This is a genomic window from Mesorhizobium sp. M0029, assembly GCF_040323735.1.
Taxonomy (GTDB): domain Bacteria; phylum Pseudomonadota; class Alphaproteobacteria; order Rhizobiales; family Rhizobiaceae; genus Mesorhizobium.
Genome location: NZ_JAMYVF010000006.1, coordinates 197,822 through 214,023 on the forward strand (window position 1 = coordinate 197,822; position 16,202 = coordinate 214,023).

At 59.3% G+C, this 16,202-nt stretch carries 14 protein-coding genes and 1 pseudogene; 10 read left to right on the plus strand and 5 right to left on the minus strand.

All coding sequences use genetic code 11. The features are described 5' to 3' along the window. Positions 1-5: 5 nt before the first annotated feature. From NKJ76_RS13200 to NKJ76_RS13210, 3 genes are read right to left on the minus strand one after another with little or no spacing between them, the layout of a single operon-like run. A complete protein-coding gene (locus NKJ76_RS13200) occupies positions 6-401 on the minus strand; it encodes a (R)-mandelonitrile lyase (RefSeq protein ID WP_352537600.1) in 396 nt (131 codons plus the stop codon). Positions 402-420: 19 nt separating this feature from the next. Then, positions 421-891 (minus strand): cyclophilin-like fold protein, encoded by a 471-nt coding sequence (locus NKJ76_RS13205; protein WP_352537601.1) that lies wholly within the window; start codon positions 889-891, stop codon positions 421-423. Next, entirely contained in the window at positions 888-2,078 is a 1,191-nt protein-coding gene (locus NKJ76_RS13210) for an MFS transporter (protein WP_352537602.1), read from the minus strand. The genes NKJ76_RS13205 and NKJ76_RS13210 overlap by 4 nt, the downstream gene beginning before the upstream one ends. A 147-nt stretch (positions 2,079-2,225) precedes the next feature. On the opposite strand from NKJ76_RS13210, the gene NKJ76_RS13215 reads away from it, so the two are divergent. Next, positions 2,226-3,119 (plus strand): LysR family transcriptional regulator, encoded by an 894-nt coding sequence (locus tag NKJ76_RS13215; RefSeq protein ID WP_352537603.1) that lies wholly within the window; start codon positions 2,226-2,228, stop codon positions 3,117-3,119. Between the two features lie 517 nt (positions 3,120-3,636). On the opposite strand, the gene NKJ76_RS13220 is transcribed toward NKJ76_RS13215, so the two are convergent. Next, the gene (locus NKJ76_RS13220) at positions 3,637-4,191 is read right to left on the minus strand and encodes a very short patch repair endonuclease (RefSeq protein ID WP_352537604.1); all 555 of its coding nucleotides are present in this window, start codon (positions 4,189-4,191) and stop codon (positions 3,637-3,639) included. A gap of 49 nt (positions 4,192-4,240) precedes the next feature. Here NKJ76_RS13220 and NKJ76_RS13225 point away from each other — a divergent pair, with 49 nt between their 5' ends. Further along, on the plus strand, positions 4,241-6,598 hold the full coding sequence (locus NKJ76_RS13225; protein ID WP_352537605.1) for an ATP-binding protein: 2,358 nt from the start codon (positions 4,241-4,243) through the stop codon (positions 6,596-6,598). Continuing rightward, on the plus strand, positions 6,595-7,524 hold the full coding sequence (locus NKJ76_RS13230) for a response regulator (RefSeq protein WP_352537606.1): 930 nt from the start codon (positions 6,595-6,597) through the stop codon (positions 7,522-7,524). Before NKJ76_RS13225 ends, NKJ76_RS13230 begins: the two co-directional genes overlap by 4 nt. On the opposite strand, the gene NKJ76_RS13235 is transcribed toward NKJ76_RS13230, so the two are convergent. Further along, the gene (locus NKJ76_RS13235) at positions 7,442-8,791 is read right to left on the minus strand and encodes a DNA cytosine methyltransferase (RefSeq protein WP_352537607.1); all 1,350 of its coding nucleotides are present in this window, start codon (positions 8,789-8,791) and stop codon (positions 7,442-7,444) included. The two genes, NKJ76_RS13230 and NKJ76_RS13235, sit on opposite strands and share 83 nt — an antisense overlap. A 250-nt stretch (positions 8,792-9,041) precedes the next feature. Here NKJ76_RS13235 and NKJ76_RS13240 point away from each other — a divergent pair. The 7 genes and pseudogenes from NKJ76_RS13240 to NKJ76_RS13270 all read left to right on the plus strand — a co-directional run. Next, positions 9,042-9,248, plus strand: a pseudogene (locus NKJ76_RS13240) (hypothetical protein); the annotation flags it as partial. Between the two features lie 52 nt (positions 9,249-9,300). Further along, the gene (locus tag NKJ76_RS13245; RefSeq protein ID WP_352537666.1) at positions 9,301-9,462 is read left to right on the plus strand and encodes a hypothetical protein; all 162 of its coding nucleotides are present in this window, start codon (positions 9,301-9,303) and stop codon (positions 9,460-9,462) included. A 410-nt stretch (positions 9,463-9,872) separates the two neighbouring features. Next, positions 9,873-10,931 carry a LacI family DNA-binding transcriptional regulator gene (locus tag NKJ76_RS13250; RefSeq protein WP_352537608.1) on the plus strand — a complete coding sequence of 353 codons (1,059 nt, stop codon included), beginning with the start codon at positions 9,873-9,875 and terminating at the stop codon, positions 10,929-10,931. Between the two features lie 69 nt (positions 10,932-11,000). Then, positions 11,001-12,242, plus strand: coding sequence for an ABC transporter substrate-binding protein (locus NKJ76_RS13255; protein ID WP_352537609.1), 1,242 nt, complete (start codon positions 11,001-11,003; stop codon positions 12,240-12,242). Positions 12,243-12,417: 175 nt separating this feature from the next. Continuing rightward, positions 12,418-13,338, plus strand: coding sequence for a carbohydrate ABC transporter permease (locus tag NKJ76_RS13260; protein ID WP_352537610.1), 921 nt, complete (start codon positions 12,418-12,420; stop codon positions 13,336-13,338). Continuing rightward, a complete protein-coding gene (locus NKJ76_RS13265) occupies positions 13,338-14,195 on the plus strand; it encodes a carbohydrate ABC transporter permease (protein ID WP_352537611.1) in 858 nt (285 codons plus the stop codon). The genes NKJ76_RS13260 and NKJ76_RS13265 overlap by 1 nt, the downstream gene beginning before the upstream one ends. A 38-nt stretch (positions 14,196-14,233) precedes the next feature. Further along, entirely contained in the window at positions 14,234-16,201 is a 1,968-nt protein-coding gene (locus tag NKJ76_RS13270) for a glycoside hydrolase family 127 protein (protein WP_352537612.1), read from the plus strand. Position 16,202 lies beyond the last annotated feature (1 nt).

The window sequence follows — 16,202 nt, forward strand, 5'->3', positions numbered from 1 at the left end:
AGAGATCAGGCGCCGTAGTCGGCGTCGCTGACATGTTCCAGCCAGTCCACGACCTTGCCGTCCTTGACCTCCTGGAGGGCAATGTGGGTCATGGCGGTCCGAGGCGACGCGCCGTGCCAGTGCTTTTCGCCGGGCGCGAACCAGACGACGTCGCCCGGACAGATTTCCTCGACCGGGCCACCCTGGCGCTGAACTCGGCCGAGGCCGGAGACGACGATCAGCGTCTGGCCGAGCGGATGCGTGTGCCAGGCGGTGCGGGCGCCGGGCTCGAAGGTCACCTGTGCGCCTTGAACCCGCTCGGCGTCGAAGGGATTGAAGAGCGGATCGATCCGCACCGTTCCGGTGAACCAGTCAGGTGGTCCCTTGCCAGAAGGCCTGGTGCCGGCGCGAAGAATGTCCATGGTGATCTCCTTTGCGATCTCAAATGCGTTCGATGCGAAGCGGGAATTTGCCGCGAACGTGCAGGGCCTGCTCGCCCTCGTCGAAGCGGCCAAGCCTGATCAGCCCGGGATGGCGGTAGTCGGCGTAGAACATGGCCAGGTTGCCCCAGGGCATGAAATAGCACAGGTCATAGGGCTGCTCGTCGGCGAACGGACCGCTTCCCTCCTGCGTCAGCTTGCGTGGCAGATAGGCGATCTTCTCGTTGTGGGCGTAGTCCTCGATCTCGAGGTCGAGCGGCAGCATGGAGAAGAAGTCGCGCGCCGAGGGATTGTCGTAGAGCGTGGCGGTCATGGTGCGGCCGTTGAAAACCATCCTGATCTTCATGTCGGTGGGCTCCTGGCTGACGGGAGATTGGCTTTCCTGGCCGGCGGCTGTGCGAGGCAGGGCCGCCACCGCGAGCGCCACGCCGAGCAATGTCCGGCGGCTGAGCGGCGCACGTTCGATCGTCATGGCAAAGACCTCCGGGCCATATACGCTGCGGCAAGGGCGGCGAGCGCCGATCCGCAGAGCAGCACCGCGCCCAGAGTGAACGGTCCCCACCAGCCGACCGTATCGAACAGCGTGCCGCCGATCGCGGCGCCGCCGGTGATGGCGAGCTGGATGACGGCTACCTGCAACCCGCCGCCGGCCTCCGCGTCGTTCGGCAATGTTCGGCTGAGCCACGTGCCCCAACCGACCGGCGCGGCCATGCCGAAGAAGCCCCAGGCAACGAGCAGCAGCGCTGTGGGACCCGGGAGTGCACCGAGCGCGATGAGCGCGGCGGCCAGCGCAGCCATGACCAGCGGGATGACGGTGAGGATGCTGAACAGACGCGTGCGCAAAAGCCGGCCGACGCACCATGTGCCGAGCACCCCGGCCAGCCCCATCGCCAGCAGGACCGCCGAGAGGGCGGCGATGTCGAGCCGCGTGACGTTCTCGAGGAAGGGCCGCAGATAGGTGAAGAGCGCGAACTGGCCCATGAACAGCATCATGATCGACGCCATGCCGGTAGCGACGGGAAGACGGCCGAGCAGCGTCAGCGGATTGCCGGCACGCTTCCGCCGGCGCGGCGGCAGGGCCGGCAGGCTTGTCCACTGCCAGGCCAGCGCCAGGAGGCCAAACGGCACGACGAGGAAGAAAGCGCCGCGCCAGCCGACATAGGCGCCAAGGAAACTGCCCAGCGGCGCGGCGATGGTGGCCGCAATGGCATTGCCGGCGTTCAGCATGGCGAGACCCTTCGGAACCATGTCTTGCGGCACGAGGCGCATGACGATCGCGGTCGACATCGACCAGAACCCGCCGATCGCGATGCCGAGCAGCGCCCGGCCGACCATGAGCAACGCGTAGTTCGGCGCGAAGGTGACAGCCAGACCGGACACGATGAGGAGGAGGGTGAAGCCGGTCACGACCAGTCGGCGGTCGATGTGGCGCGTGAGGCCGGCGACCAGCAGGCTGGTCACGACGGCGAAAGCGCCCGAAATCGAGATCGCCTGTCCCGCGCGGCCCTCGGTGATGCCGAGATCGGCCGCTAGCGGCGACAGCAGGCTGACCGGCATGAATTCCGACGCGATGAGCACGAAAACACACAGCGCCATCGACAACACCGCGCCCCATGCGGCGCGGTTTTCAACAAGCCTTGTGTCGTACGTGGTTTCCATGATTGGCATCCTGGCAAAGCGACCGGACGGATCGGCCGCAAATTCCCGTCGCTGCCAGAAGATATTGCAGGGGAACCCATTTAAGTAGACTAAGCAATCCGCATGGACTTATCTGCTCATGATATGAATGTCCGATGGGAGGTGCCTATGCAGCGCGATGGCATGAAGGATCTGCTCTGGTTCGTGGCGGTCGCCCGGGAGCGCAGTTTCACCAGGGCGGCGGCAAAGCTCGGAACCTCGCAGTCGACCCTGAGTTCGACAATCAAGGAGCTTGAAGCTCGTCTTGGCGTCCGCCTGCTGACGCGTACGACGCGGAGCGTCTCTCCGACCGAGGCCGGCGAGCGACTATTCCAATCTCTTGTTCCCCGGTTCGAGGAAATCGAATCCGACCTCGCAAGCCTCGTGGCCTTTCGCGACAAGCCCTCCGGAACGGTCCGCATCACCCTGTCCGACCATGCGCTGCAGACGACCGTCTGGCCGAAGCTCCAGCCCTTGCTCAGCGACAACCCCGACGTGCGCGTCGAGCTCTACAGCGACAACGGCATGAAGAACATTGTGGAGGAGCGCTTCGACGCAGGCGTGCGGCTCGGCGAGAGCATCGACAGGAATATGATCGCAGTGCGCATCGGGCCGGATTGGAGGCTCGTGGCCGTGGCTTCGCCGGACTATTTTTCCCGCCATCCGGTTCCGACCGCGCCCCAGGACCTGGTCGATCACGACTGCATCAATATGCGGCAGGCGACGTTCGGCGGATTGTATGCCTGGGAATTCGCCAGGGATGGCCGCGACCTTCGTGTGCGGGTGGAAGGCCAACTCACCTTCAATTCGTCCATTCCCATGATCGAGGCTGCGACAAGCGGTTTCGGGATCGCCTATGTCCCGGAAAACCTCGTCAGCCACCACATCGCCGAGGGACGCCTCAGGCTCGTGCTCGACGACTGGAGCCCGCCATTTGCCGGCTATCACCTCTATTATCCGAGCAGGCGACAGCTTTCGCCTGCAATGGCAGTGATCATTGAGGCGCTCCGCCATCGCATCTGACCCCTGTTTGGGTCATGAAGCTGAGCTTGGTAAATGGCAGGTTCTGCCTGGGCATCGCGGCTGTTCATGCCCCGCTGGAGCAGGCGCTGCGCCGCCGCTGCGATTTTGTTGGTGGAGGGTTTCCAAAAAGGAAGAACGCGGAATCCTGACTGGGAAGCTTATGCCATCCGATCTTTCGCCGGTTTTTCCGAACTGTTGAATTTTGTTTCTGAGTGTGCCTGGGCGGGGAGCTTGGCCGGCCGTTGTTGGCTCTTGGGGGGCAACTGCGGCCCTACTTGCTCTTTGGCGCCGAAACGGCGGGCAGTTGTCAAGACCGGCGCCTATGGGGAGCCCCCTTGTTTTGTCATCGGCGATGCAGCCATGCTGAGCATGGGGGGGACACGGCGCAGTGTGCCGATGTACCAGCTAGTGGGCGCCTTGATTTGTCGCCCTGGCTGAAACTGCGCCAGCATAGTGGCGACCGAGTTGTCAAAACAAAAGGTGTCGGGGACTCAAAAGCACGAAAACTGCACCGGTCCTACGATTGCTCAAATTTCACCGGCCCCAGCTTTGTGAACAGTCGACCTTTGAGTGCCTGGGGATCAGCCGTTTCACATTCCCATATTGTTAAAACTTGCCACCCCAACATTTTCAACGCCTTGTACGCTTCAGCATCCCGCCGAACGTTCCGCTCGAGCTTTTCGCACCAGTACGAAGATCTACTCTTGGGAATGTGTGAAATTGTGCACGCACGATGCTGATGCCAAAAACAGCCGTGAATAAAGATTGCTAACTTCCTACCTCGAAATATGATGTCCGGTTTGCCTGGCAGATCCTTTGGGTGAATTCGATATCTGTAACCGGCAGCGAACAGCATTCTCCTCACGGCCCACTCGATTTTGGTATTCTTGCTTCCAATACGGCGCATCCTTTCGCTGCGCTCGCTAGGGCTCAATGTGTCCGCCATCCTCTCAGGCCCTTCATGTCTTGAGTTTGCGAATTGAGCAGGGAGAGCGCGATTCCCAGCGGATAAGCACGCATTGGAACCGCATGCTATATGAAAAAGAGGCTCACGATGATTCTGAGAGGTCATCGCTAGCCACTTGTTGATTTGAAGCACGAATTCGGATGGCTACAGCAATATGGAAAACCTCCATTTTGACGTCAGCAGCGGGCTGAAAAGCGTCCTTGGAAGCGAACTCATCACTGACAACGAAGTCGCTGTCTTTGAACTGGTGAAAAACTCCTTCGACGCGAATGCGAGACGGGTTCATCTATTCTTCGGCATCAATCAGATCGTCATCGCTGACGATGGCATTGGGATGTCCTACGAGGACATACGGACAAAGTGGCTTTTTGTTGCTTATTCGTCCAAGCGCAACGCGAGAAGACCCTCCGATTTTCGGGATGAAATAGCCGATCGCCGGCATTTTGCCGGTAGCAAGGGAATCGGCCGTTTTTCTTCTGACCGGTTGGGAACAATCATTCAGATTCAGACAAGGCCCAAGGCGGAATCGTCAGGTCCAGTGCACTCAATCACGGTCAACTGGACCCTGTTCGACAACGATCATCAGGAGCACTTCGACACGATTCCCGTCGAATACGCTCCTCAGTCGACTGGGTTTGAACTACCCGCCGGAGTGCCGAATTTAACCCATGGGACAGTCATAACAATCCAGGAGACGCGCCAACAATGGGATCGCGAAAAGATTCTGCGATTGAAGTCAGCTCTTGCGAAGCTGATCAACCCTTTTGGAGTGGCTACGGACGGGTTCAGGATTACTATTTATGCCCCGGCTGAGCTAAAGGGGGATCAAGCAGAAAAGATGCAGGCGGAAAGGCGAAATGAGGAGATTTCGCCAAACACCATAGTCAATGGGGATGTCGGAAATTTTATCTTTTCGACTCTTCAGGAAAAAACGACTTTTATTGAAGTTAGAATTGATGAGACTGGAAATTATATAGAGAGTACTCTTACCGATCGTGGAGAGCTGATATATCGTATCCGTGAGCCGAACGACTTTCCGTTACTGTCGAATTCTAAATTTCAATGCCAGGTATTCTTTTTGAATGCCTCTGCAAAAATGACTTTCGCGCGACGGATGGGAGTTCCCTCTGTCCAATTCGGTTCCGTTTTCCTTTTTCGCAATGGATTTCGTGTATTTCCCATTGGCGAGGAGGGGGACGATTGGTTTGGGATGGATAGACGAAAGCAGCAAGGCTACGCTCGCTTTTTAGGGACTCGCGACGTCATCGGTCGAATCGATGTTTCTGGGGCAGACGCCGATTTCCAGGAGTCATCGAGCCGAGACACAGGGTTGATCCAGACTCCGGCAGTTGCGCAGTTGCGCCGATGCTTTCGAGAACAGTGTCTTATTCGGCTAGAGCGCTATGTCGTCCCTGTAACCTTTGTGGACAGGGAGGACAAGAACACCGGCGATGTCTCGCGCCTGCTCACTGATCCAGGTCGAGCCCGCGTAGCAGCTGCGGTGGCCAAACTTGTAGACAATGAGGGCGTTGAGCTTCTTGAATACAGCAAGCGCCTTATAGGCATTCTAAACGAGAGGTCCGCTCAATTCGAGAACTCGCTGGCTAGTCTTCGTGCAATTGCGGAGAAGTCGAAAGACAGCGCGCTTTTTCAGAATATCGAGGAGGCGGAGAAGCGGTTTGAAGAACTGCGCCGATCCGAGGAAACGGCTCGCCGTCAGGCGGACGAGGAAAGGAAGGCTAAAGAGGAAGCGCAGGCTCGCGCGGCGGCTGCTGAGGCGGCTACGACCCGAATTTCGGGACAACTCGATGAGGAAAGGAAGCGAAATCTCTTTCTGGCGTCCGTTACAAATCTGGATACGGAAACGATCCTCAATTTGCACCATCAGGTGACGATCTATGCGGTAGATATACAGCAACAGATCGAAAATTTCTTTGTTAAGATTTCTGGAAAGACAACGGTTGCCGCAAAAGACATCATAGACGCGCTGGAGAGGATTTCTTTGCTCAACAGGCGGGTAATGGGCATCTCTAAGTTTGCGACAAAGGCGAATTTTCGCCTGGAATCGGAAAAAATCGAAGCCAACCTTGCTGAGTACGTCGAACAGTATATCACTGACGTAGCGAGCGACTTCTTATTTGGCCCGATGACTATAGGAGTCGTCAATGACGGAAAGGGATCCAAGCAAAAGTTTAAACCCATCGATGTTTCGATAGTCGTTGATAATCTCGTAGCCAACGCAAAAAAGGCGAATGCGACCAGAATTGATTTCGAAATAACGCATCCTGATAAGGATTCTGTTTACATGCGCATCAGTGACAACGGACGTGGATTCCACTCTCAGATTGATGACCTCGACAGGATTTTCGAAAAGGGCTTTACGATGACGGACGGTTCAGGACTGGGGCTCTATCATGTCCGTCACGTGTTGGGTGAAATGAAGGGGACGATCGAAGCGGCTAGAAATGATCCTAAGCGCGGCTCTTCGTTCTTGATTAGGATTTCCAGATGAGGCTCGATTTTAATGTGCTTTGGGTCGAAGACCAGCAAGGTAGCGTTCAGTCACAACGGGAAAGAATAGAGCTTTTAGTACGAAGGGAAGGATTTCGACTTGGAGTCGCATTTGCTGCCTCGGTCGACGAGGCGAAAGCGTTTCTTTCTGATGATATATATGGGGACCACATCGATCTCGTTGTCATGGACTACGACCTTGGGGCGGGTAAGAAGGGTGATGATGGTCTTGTCGAGGTCCGACAGCTATTTTCATACAAGGATATAGTCTTTTATTCGTCCCAGGCCTCAGATTTGTTGGAGATGGTTCAGAAGAGACGAGTGCAGGGTGTGTTCTGTTCGACAAGAGACGATCTTCCCAACACTGTAGAGGGCGTCTTCGGAGCACTCGTGAAGAAGGTATTGGATATCGACCACTCTCGCGGAATCGTGATGGGGGCAACGAGTGATATAGATCACCTAATTAACGACTGCTTGGTCACTTTATTTGCAAGTAGCGATGAAGCGAAGCAAGGAGAAACCATATCTGCACTTCAGAAAAGAACGAAACAGAAGCGTATAGATTTTGAGAAATCTGCCGCTTTTGTTGAGGCCATTAAGCATCTAGAGGGGTTGGCAGACCAGTACCACATTTATACGAGCGCCGACCGGTTGCGTCTGCTGACCAATTTGGCAAAACTTAACGGCGTTAGCGAAGAGAAAATAGAAACTATGAAGGCATACCTTAATAGGGTTATTCCTGATAGAAACAAGCTTGCTCATGTTAGAGTCCAGACGAAAGGCTTTTCTAGGAAGCTTGTGGATAATAAAGGCGTTGAGCTTACAGGGGAGGCGATGAAGGCTCTCAGGCAAGCGCTTCTTGAGCATCAGGAACATTTTGAGCTCCTAGCCGTGAATCTGGGCTGTGCTTCGAAAGAACCAGCTTAGAAAGAAATCGGCCCAGCGCCAGTCCAAGAGCCTCGGCCACAAGCGGCGGTACGGCATTTGCAACCTGCGTAAATCGGGGCACTTCCTTCCGGCGCCGGTGCCCCCCGGTGGTATACTTGCCTTTGAATGAGAACCAATCCGGGAAGCTTTGAAGCCGGGCGTTTTCACGGACCGTTAGTGCACGTGGTTCGCTATAGTGGATCAGGTCATCAGGCATGCTCGTAATTGTGGGCGACGGCCCGTCTGGGTCGAGTACCCTTATCGCTCGCTTCCGAAGGCCAAAGCTGGCACGCATTTCTGAAGAGAGTGAGATGTTCAATCGACCGTCGGCGTGACAGAGTTCGATGATTTTTTTGAAGCGTAGAGCAATGTCTGGACTGTGTCGGGCGAGGCGGGTATCTGCCAACAATCCCTTATGTCCTGCATTCATCAATCTCTGATACGAAGTTAGCGGACCGATATAGCCAATTTCTTCGAAGCCGGGGCTCTCGCGGCTTGGGGATTTGCCGTTACGACTGATCTCCAGATCGCAAATGGCCGCTTTCGCGGAAACCGGAAGGGCAGGGATTCCCTTCATGCGGACGAATGAAGGTCGAGCCTGTTCAATTAGTGCAAAGGGGTCTTGGTCGTTGGTATCAATTAGGTCGCGCCGAACGCCAAGCACAAAGTACCGGTGCCGCTTCTGGGGCACTCCAAATGTGGATGTGTCCAGCATTTTTGAAGACACAGCATAGTCGACGGAAAGCGCTTCGATGAGCCAAGTAGCATAGTTTACTCTTCCGCCGGGCGCCGCGTCGTCAACGAAATCCGATGTGATGCCCCTGACATTTTCGATGAGTACCATGCGTGGTTTTACAATGTTGACAAAGTCGAGATATGCCTCGACGAGCTTGTTGCGGGGGTCGCTTGGGTCACGACGGCCTGCGCTTGAAAAGCCTTGGCAAGGTGGCCCTCCCACGACCATGTCTATCTCCCCCTGGAGGGCGAATAGGTTATCGCGGTATTTCCCAAGAACGTCTGCGACTTCGAGTGCTGCCTTAGGCAACCAACTGGGCCACCGGTATCGAAAGCGAGCTGCGCGCACAGCCAGATTGTCGTGGAGCGTTTGAAACGCGTTGGCGTCGTGCTCGATTGCAAAGAGGCCCGCCCAACCCGCTTGCATGAGGCCGAGACTTAGGCCGCCACACCCGGCAAATATGTCTATGAAAGTCTTTGGGTTGCCGGGCATGGATGCATTTTCGTCTCCTTCTAGCCCAGCTTTTTTCACTCTAGTCCCCTCGCTAACGCGAGTCAGTTATGTCACCTTTTGTCAAGGGGCGCCAGGTCCGGGGCGCCCGAAAACAAGAATATTTCAACGGCGATCGTCGCGATTTCTCACCTCGTTCATGATGACGTTGATTATCGCGGTCATACGTTCCCGTCGGCAGGCGCCTGTCGAACGTAGGCAGTAGCTTACTGATATAGCCTCTGTTGCATATCCATGTCTCGACGTTATTGGAGGCGGCATGACGAAGTTGATGACTGAACAAGAGCTGGATGTTGTTAGGAAGCGGAAAGTTGCTCTAGTGAGAGCTATCGACGGAGATCGATCCGTCGAATGGATTCTTCGTTTGTGGAGCCGATACATTAGGGCTCGGGATTCTTTCCGTTGTCTATGTTGCGATTCGACAAGAGGCATCCAGGCGCACCACGTCATCCGAAAAACACTTTATCCACAGGGCGCTTTCGATATTGGGAACGGTGTCACCTTGTGCCGCGAATGCCACGCGCGGGTACATGCTGAGTTCAATGGTCGACCAGACCTATCCCTTCCTCTCGGTGCTGAACAAGGAGACGACCAAGACGAGTGGGCCTTCCTATTTGGGCTCCTACGAGATGACGCCGCTCACCGTGGCATTGACGAAGACGAATTTTATTATCTTGGCGATCACATTTTGAGATTTTCCGTCGGGTTCCAGGGGTATGAAGAGCTATATGGGAAGGTCACGGGTGGCGAAATGAGCCGCATTAGGTTTGCTCATGAAATATGGCGTCCAATGCCGGAAAGTTGGTATACGAACGTTGTGTCCGAGCTTATTAGATCGAACTTTTGAGAGTTTGGCCAGCAACGCTGCCGGCGAGCCGAGTTATTTTCTAAAGCATTGAGGTCGTCCTTGCTTTGGGTATTGCTGTTGGCCGCTCCCATAGCGTCGCGCCTCACCACCCCCTTGCCATCCCCAAATTCCCATCCTAGTCTCTCTTTGAGAAAACCTTTTCCCAAACCTCTAGCGTCCGCCGACCATCCACCTCGACCCACTACACCCAGCAAGAGAAAACCTTTTCCCAAACCGAGGACCAACACCCGAAACATGGCATCCGACACGCCACCATCACCCACCAAGACCCCCATCACCCTGCGTGAAGTCGCGGCGATGGCTGGCGTCAGTGTGGCCACGGCCTCGAAGGCGCTGAACGGGCAGGGGCGGATGACGGCCGAGACGCGGCAGCGCATTCGCGAGACGGCGCAGCGGCTCGGCTTTCGCCCCAACAGCCTGGCGCAGAGCCTGCTGCGGCGGCGCTCCTTTACCGTCGGCCTGTTGACCAACGATACCTATGGCCGCTTTTCGCTGCCGGTCATGTCGGGCATTTCGGATGCGCTGGTCGACGCCGGCGTGTCGGTGTTCCTGTGCAATGTCGAGGACGATCCGCGGCTGGCGCAGCTGCATGTCGAGGCGATGCTGGACAAGCGCATCGACGGCATCATCGCCAGCGGCAAGCGCATCGACCGCCATCTGCCGGTCGACCTCGCCAATCTCGGCGTGCCGGTGATCTACGCCTTCAGCCAGCCCGATCCCGATGCCGTCGCCTTCGTCTCCGACGATGCCGGCGGGGCGCGGCTGGCGGTGGAGCATCTTTGCCGGCTCGGGCGGCGGCGCATCGCCCATGTCAGCGGTCCCGCCAGTTTTGCCGTGGTGAATGAGCGGGCACAGGCTTTTCGCGATGTGCTGGCCGCGCACGGCCTGCCGGTCACCGAGCCCTTGCTGGGCTCGTGGTCGGAAGCCTGGGGGCATGACGCCGTCGGAAAGCTGTTCGACGGCCCAACGCTCTTCAACAAGAAGGGAGAGAAACCCGATGCGGTGTTCTGCGGCAACGACCAGATCGCGCGCGGCGTCATCGATGCGCTGCGCGAGCGCGGCTTAGTCGTGCCTGGCGACGTCGGCGTCATCGGCTTCGACAATTGGGAGATCGTGGCCGAGGCAACCCGCCCGCCGCTGACCTCGGTAGACATGAACCTGGCAGCGCTCGGCCGCGAGGCCGGCCTCACACTGCTTTCGCTCGTCGGCGGCCAACCCGCCGCGCCGGGCATTCGAAAACTGCCGTGCCGGCTGGTGGTGCGTCAGTCATGCGGCCGCCCGCCGGGCGGCTAGGAGAACGCGCGGCGCGATCTGGGAGAGCGCCGCAACAGGGAGGAGAACAGAACCATGAGGAGGAAAACCATGAAGACCATGATTACCGGGTTCGCGCTCGCCGCGAGCATCATTGCCTTGCCTGCAATGGCCGCCGACACCGCCAACATCTGGGTTCGCGCCGACGGCTCGAACTTCATGCCGCGCATCGTCGATGCCTTCAACAAGGGCCATGAGAACCAGGTCAAGCTGGACATCATTCCCAATGCCGAGATCATCCCGAAATATGGTGCCGCCGCCGCCGGCGGCACGGCGCCAGACGCGCTGTCGCTCGACCTGATCTACACGCCGTCCTTTGCCGCCGCCGGCCAGCTCGAAGACATCACCGACTGGGCGAAATCGCTGCCCTATTTCGCCAGCCTGTCGCCGGCGCATGTCAAGACCGGCACCTACAAGGACCACATCTACGGGCTGCCGTTCTCGGCCGACGCCTCGGTGCTGATCTGGAACAAGAAATTGTTCAAGCAGGCGGGTCTCGATCCCGACAAGGGGCCGGCCAACTGGGCCGAGATCGAGGCTGATGCCGAAAAGGTCAACGCGCTCGGTGGCGACATCAAGGGCTTCTACTTCTCCGGCAATTGCGGCGGCTGCAACATCTTCACCTTCACGCCGCTGATCTGGGCCTCGGGCGGCGACATCCTCTCCGAGGACGGCTCGAAGGCGACGCTGGACAGCCCGCAGCTGCGCGGCGCCATCGACCTCTACCGCTCGATGGTCAAGAAGGATCTGGTGCCGGCCGGCGCGCAGACCGACACCGGCGCCAACTTCTTTGCCGCCTTCGCCACCGGCAATATCGGCATTTCGCCGTCCGGCGCCTTCGCCATCGGCGCACTCAACACGCAGTATCCGGATATCGACTATGGCGTCACCTTCCTGCCGGGCAAGGACAGCGGCTGGTCGTCGTTTGCCGGCGGCGACAATTTCGTCGTCACCAAGGGCACCAAGAAGCTCGCCGTGGTGAAGGAGTTTCTCGACTTCGCCTATTCGCTAGAAGGCCAGACCATCCTGGCCAAATACGGCAGCCTGCCGGTGCGCGGCGACATCGCCAAGGAGGCGCTGAAAGATCTCGATCCGCGCTACCAGATCGCCGCCGAAGCCATGGCCAAGGGCCGCACGCCCTATTCCGTGGTGTTCAACGACCTGATCAACTCGGCCAACGGTCCGTGGACGCAGATGATCAACGAGGTCGTCTTCGGGGATGATGTCGACGGCGCCATCGCCAATGCGCAGGAGACCATGCAGTCGATCATCGACCAGGCGCCGCAAAAGTAAGCGCCGCCCCTACCTCCCCCTCGAGGGGAGGTCGGACCGCAGGTCCGGGTGGGGTCGTTCCGGCAGTGCTCGACGTTCTTTTTCGTCGGCGCACTGCGCGGAGGACCCCACCCCCGGCCTGCGGCCGGACCCTCCCCTCGAGGGGGAGGGGGATCACCGCACCCGGAGCCCACGTATGACCGCCACCACCACCACCCCGCCACGCGCCGGAAAACTGGTCGGCGCCGGCCGCCGGCAGTGGATCGGCCTGCTCTATGTCGCGCCGGCGGTGGCGCTGGTCGTCGTATTCTTCATCATCCCGCTCGGCATGACGGCCTGGATGTCGCTGCACAACTGGCCGCTGATGGGCGAGCATTTTTACATCGGTTTCGACAATTACCGGGCGATCCTGCGCGACAACCGTTTTTGGAACGCGCTGAGCTTCACCGCCTACTACACCGTGATCGTCACCATCGTGATCTTCGCCGTCGCCTTTCCGCTGGCGCTGTTCATCGAAAAGCCCAGGCGGCTGACCGGCTTTTACCGGACATCCTTCTTCATGCCGGCGGTCGTCGGCTTCGCCTCGGCCAGCCTGCTGTGGTCGTGGCTGCTCAATGTCGATTCCGGCCTGTTCAGCCCTGCCGCCTACGACCTCGGCCTGACGGCGAAAAAGTTCAACCTGCTGGCGACCTTCCAGCCGGCCTTCTGGTCGATCATCGCCATGGTCGTCTGGAAGGTGGCGGGCTTCACCATGATCATCCTGATGACCGGCCTGCAGTCGATCCCGACCGATCTGCAGGAAGCCGCGATGATCGACGGGGCAGGGCCGTTCGCGCGCTTTCGCGCCATCACCCTGCCGCTGATGCGCCGCACGCTGGCGCTGGCGCTGATCCTGTCGATCGCCGGCTCGATCCTGGCCTTCGACCAGTTCTACATCATCCTGCGCGGCGGCCCGCGCAACCAGACGCTGACCGCCGTCTACTGGATTTTCAACCAGTCCTTCGTCTCGTTCAAGCTCGGCTATGGCGCGGCGCTGTCGATGATCCTGCTGGCCATCCTGGTGGCGCTCAGCCTGGTCCAGCTGTGGCTGCTGCGCAAGCCGGAGGGCATCGACTGATGGCGCAGGCAAGAAGCCGCAGCAGCCGCCTCTGGCTCAGGTTCGCCGAGCATTCGACCGGCATGATCGCCTCAGTGCTGTTCATCGCGCCGATCGTCTGGGCCGTGCTGTCGACCTTCAAGCCGGCGCAGGAGGCGCGCCAGCCGCCGCTGCCGCCATGGCCGACGACAGGCTTCTCGGTCGAGAACTATCGCACGCTCGACACCTTTGGCGACGGCCTCTGGCTGCCGGCGCAAAACAGCCTCTATGTCGCGTCGATGACGGTGATCCTGTCGGTGATCGTCAGCGTGCTGGCCGGCTATGGCTTTTCGCGCTTCCGGTTTCCGATGAAGGATGTGCTCTTCATCGTCATCCTGTCGACGATCATGATCCCGTTCCAGTCGATCCTGACGCCGATCTTCCTGGTGCTGACCAAGGTCGGCCTGCACAACACGCTGACCGGGCTGGTCCTGGTCTACACCACGCTGCAGCTGCCGTTCTCGATCTTCATGATGCGCAACGCCTTCGACGCGGTGCCGCGCGAGATCGAGGAGGCCGCGCGCATGGATGGCGCCAACAACGTCACCATGCTGCTCAAGGTGATGCTGCCGCTGGTCTGGCCGGGCATCGTCACCATCGCGCTGTTCGCCTTCCTCGGCGCCTGGAACGAGTTCCTCGCCGCCCTGGTGCTGATGACCGACCAGTCCAAATTCACGCTGCCGATCATGATGACCGCACTGCAGTCGGGCCGCTTCGGCGCCATCGACTGGGGCGCCGTGCAGGCGGGCGTCACCGTGATGATGGTGCCGTGCCTGGTGCTCTTCCTGCTGCTGCAGCGCTTCTACATCCGCGGCCTGATGGCCGGCGCGGTGAAATGACCCGCCGTGAAATGACCAATATCCAACGGAGTGACACGATGACCGTTCAACCATCCGCCAAGCCCGGCAAACTCGCCTTCCGCCCGCTGCCGGTGCCGCAGGTCGATGTCCGCGGCTTCTGGGGCGACCGTGTCGATGCCGTGGCGTCGCGCACCGCCGACATCCTCTACGAGCGCTGCGTCGAGGCGCGCATGCTGGAGCAGATCGACCCGGACCGGCCCTCGCCGGGCGTCGTCATTCCGTTTCATTCGCCGTCGCCCGACGAGGCTGCCAGCCCCGGCTTCACCGGCTCGACGGTGACGACGCAGATGTTCTGGGACTCCGATTGGGGCAAGACCATCGAGACCGCGGCCTATTCGCTCTACCGGCGCAAGAACGCGGCGCTCGAGACGAAGATCGATGCCGTCATCGACCTCTACGGCAGACTGCAGCAGGAAGACGGTTATCTCTCCAGCTGGTACCAGCGCATCCAGCCCGGCAAGCGCTGGACCAATCTGCGCGATTGCCACGAGCTCTATTGCGCCGGCCATCTGATCGAAGGCGCGGTCGCCTACTACCAGGCCACCGGCAAGCGCAAGCTGCTGGATATCATGTGCCGCTATGTCGACCATATCGCCGACACCTTCGGCCCGGAGCCGGGCAAGGAGAAGGGCTATTGCGGCCATGAGGAGATCGAGCTGGCGCTGGTCAAGCTGGCGCGGGCTACCGGCGAGCAGAAATACATGGACCTGGCCAGGTATTTCATCGACCAGCGCGGGCAACAGCCGCATTATTTCGACGAGGAGGCGCGTGCGCGCGGCGCCGATCCGAAGGCCTATCATTTCAAGACTTATGAGTACAACCAGTCGCACAAGCCGGTGCGCGAGCAGGACAAGGTCGTCGGCCATGCGGTCAGGGCGATGTACCTCTATTCCGGCATGGCCGACATCGCCACCGAATATGGCGACGACACGCTCAGGGTAGCGCTCGACCGTCTGTGGAACGATCTCACCACCAAGAACCTCTATGTCACCGGCGGCCTCGGGCCATCGGCGCACAATGAGGGTTTTACCAGCGACTACGACCTGCCCAACGAAACCGCCTATGCCGAGACCTGTGCCTCGGTCGGCCTCGTGTTCTGGGCCAGCCGCATGCTCGGCATGGGTCCCAACGCCCGCTACGCCGACATGATGGAGCGGGCGCTCTACAACGGCTCGATCTCCGGCCTGTCGCTCGACGGCTCGCTGTTCTTCTACGAGAACCCGTTGGAGAGCCGGGGCAGGCACAATCGCTGGAAATGGCATCGCTGCCCCTGTTGCCCGCCCAATATCGGCCGCATGGTCGCCTCCATCGGCAGCTATTTCTACTCCCTGTCGGATGATGCGCTGGCCGTTCATCTCTACGGCGACAGCACCGCGCGCTTCGACATATCGAACCGGGCGGTCAGTCTGATTCAGACCAGCAATTATCCTTGGGATGGCGCGGTCTCGATCCGGATCGAAGCCGAAGCGCCGGTCGAGTTCACCTTGCACCTGCGCGTCCCCTCCTGGTGCGGCAAGGCGGCGCTCAAGGTCAACGGCGCCGCGGTCGATCTGGACGGCATCACCAGCGACGGCTATGCCGCGATCCGGCGCGAATGGCGCCAGGGCGACCGGGTCGAACTCGATCTCGAAATGTCGATCGCTCGTCTGTTCGCCAATCCGGAGGTGCGTCAGGACATCGGCCGCGTCGCACTTGCGCGCGGTCCGCTGATCTATTGCGTCGAGGAGACCGACAATGCCGGCCAGTTGCATCGGATCGCTCTGCCGCGAACGGCAAAAATCGAGGCGCATGCCGAGCCGAACCTGCTCGGCGGCATCGTCACGCTTTCGGCACTTGCCAGCAAGGAAGCTCAGGAAAACTGGGAAACCGAGCTCTATCGCACCGATCCGCCGGCGGTGAGCGAGACGAAAATCACCGCCGTCCCGTACTTTGCCTGGGACAACCGCGAACCCGGAGAGATGCTGGTCTGGCTGCGGGACGGATGAG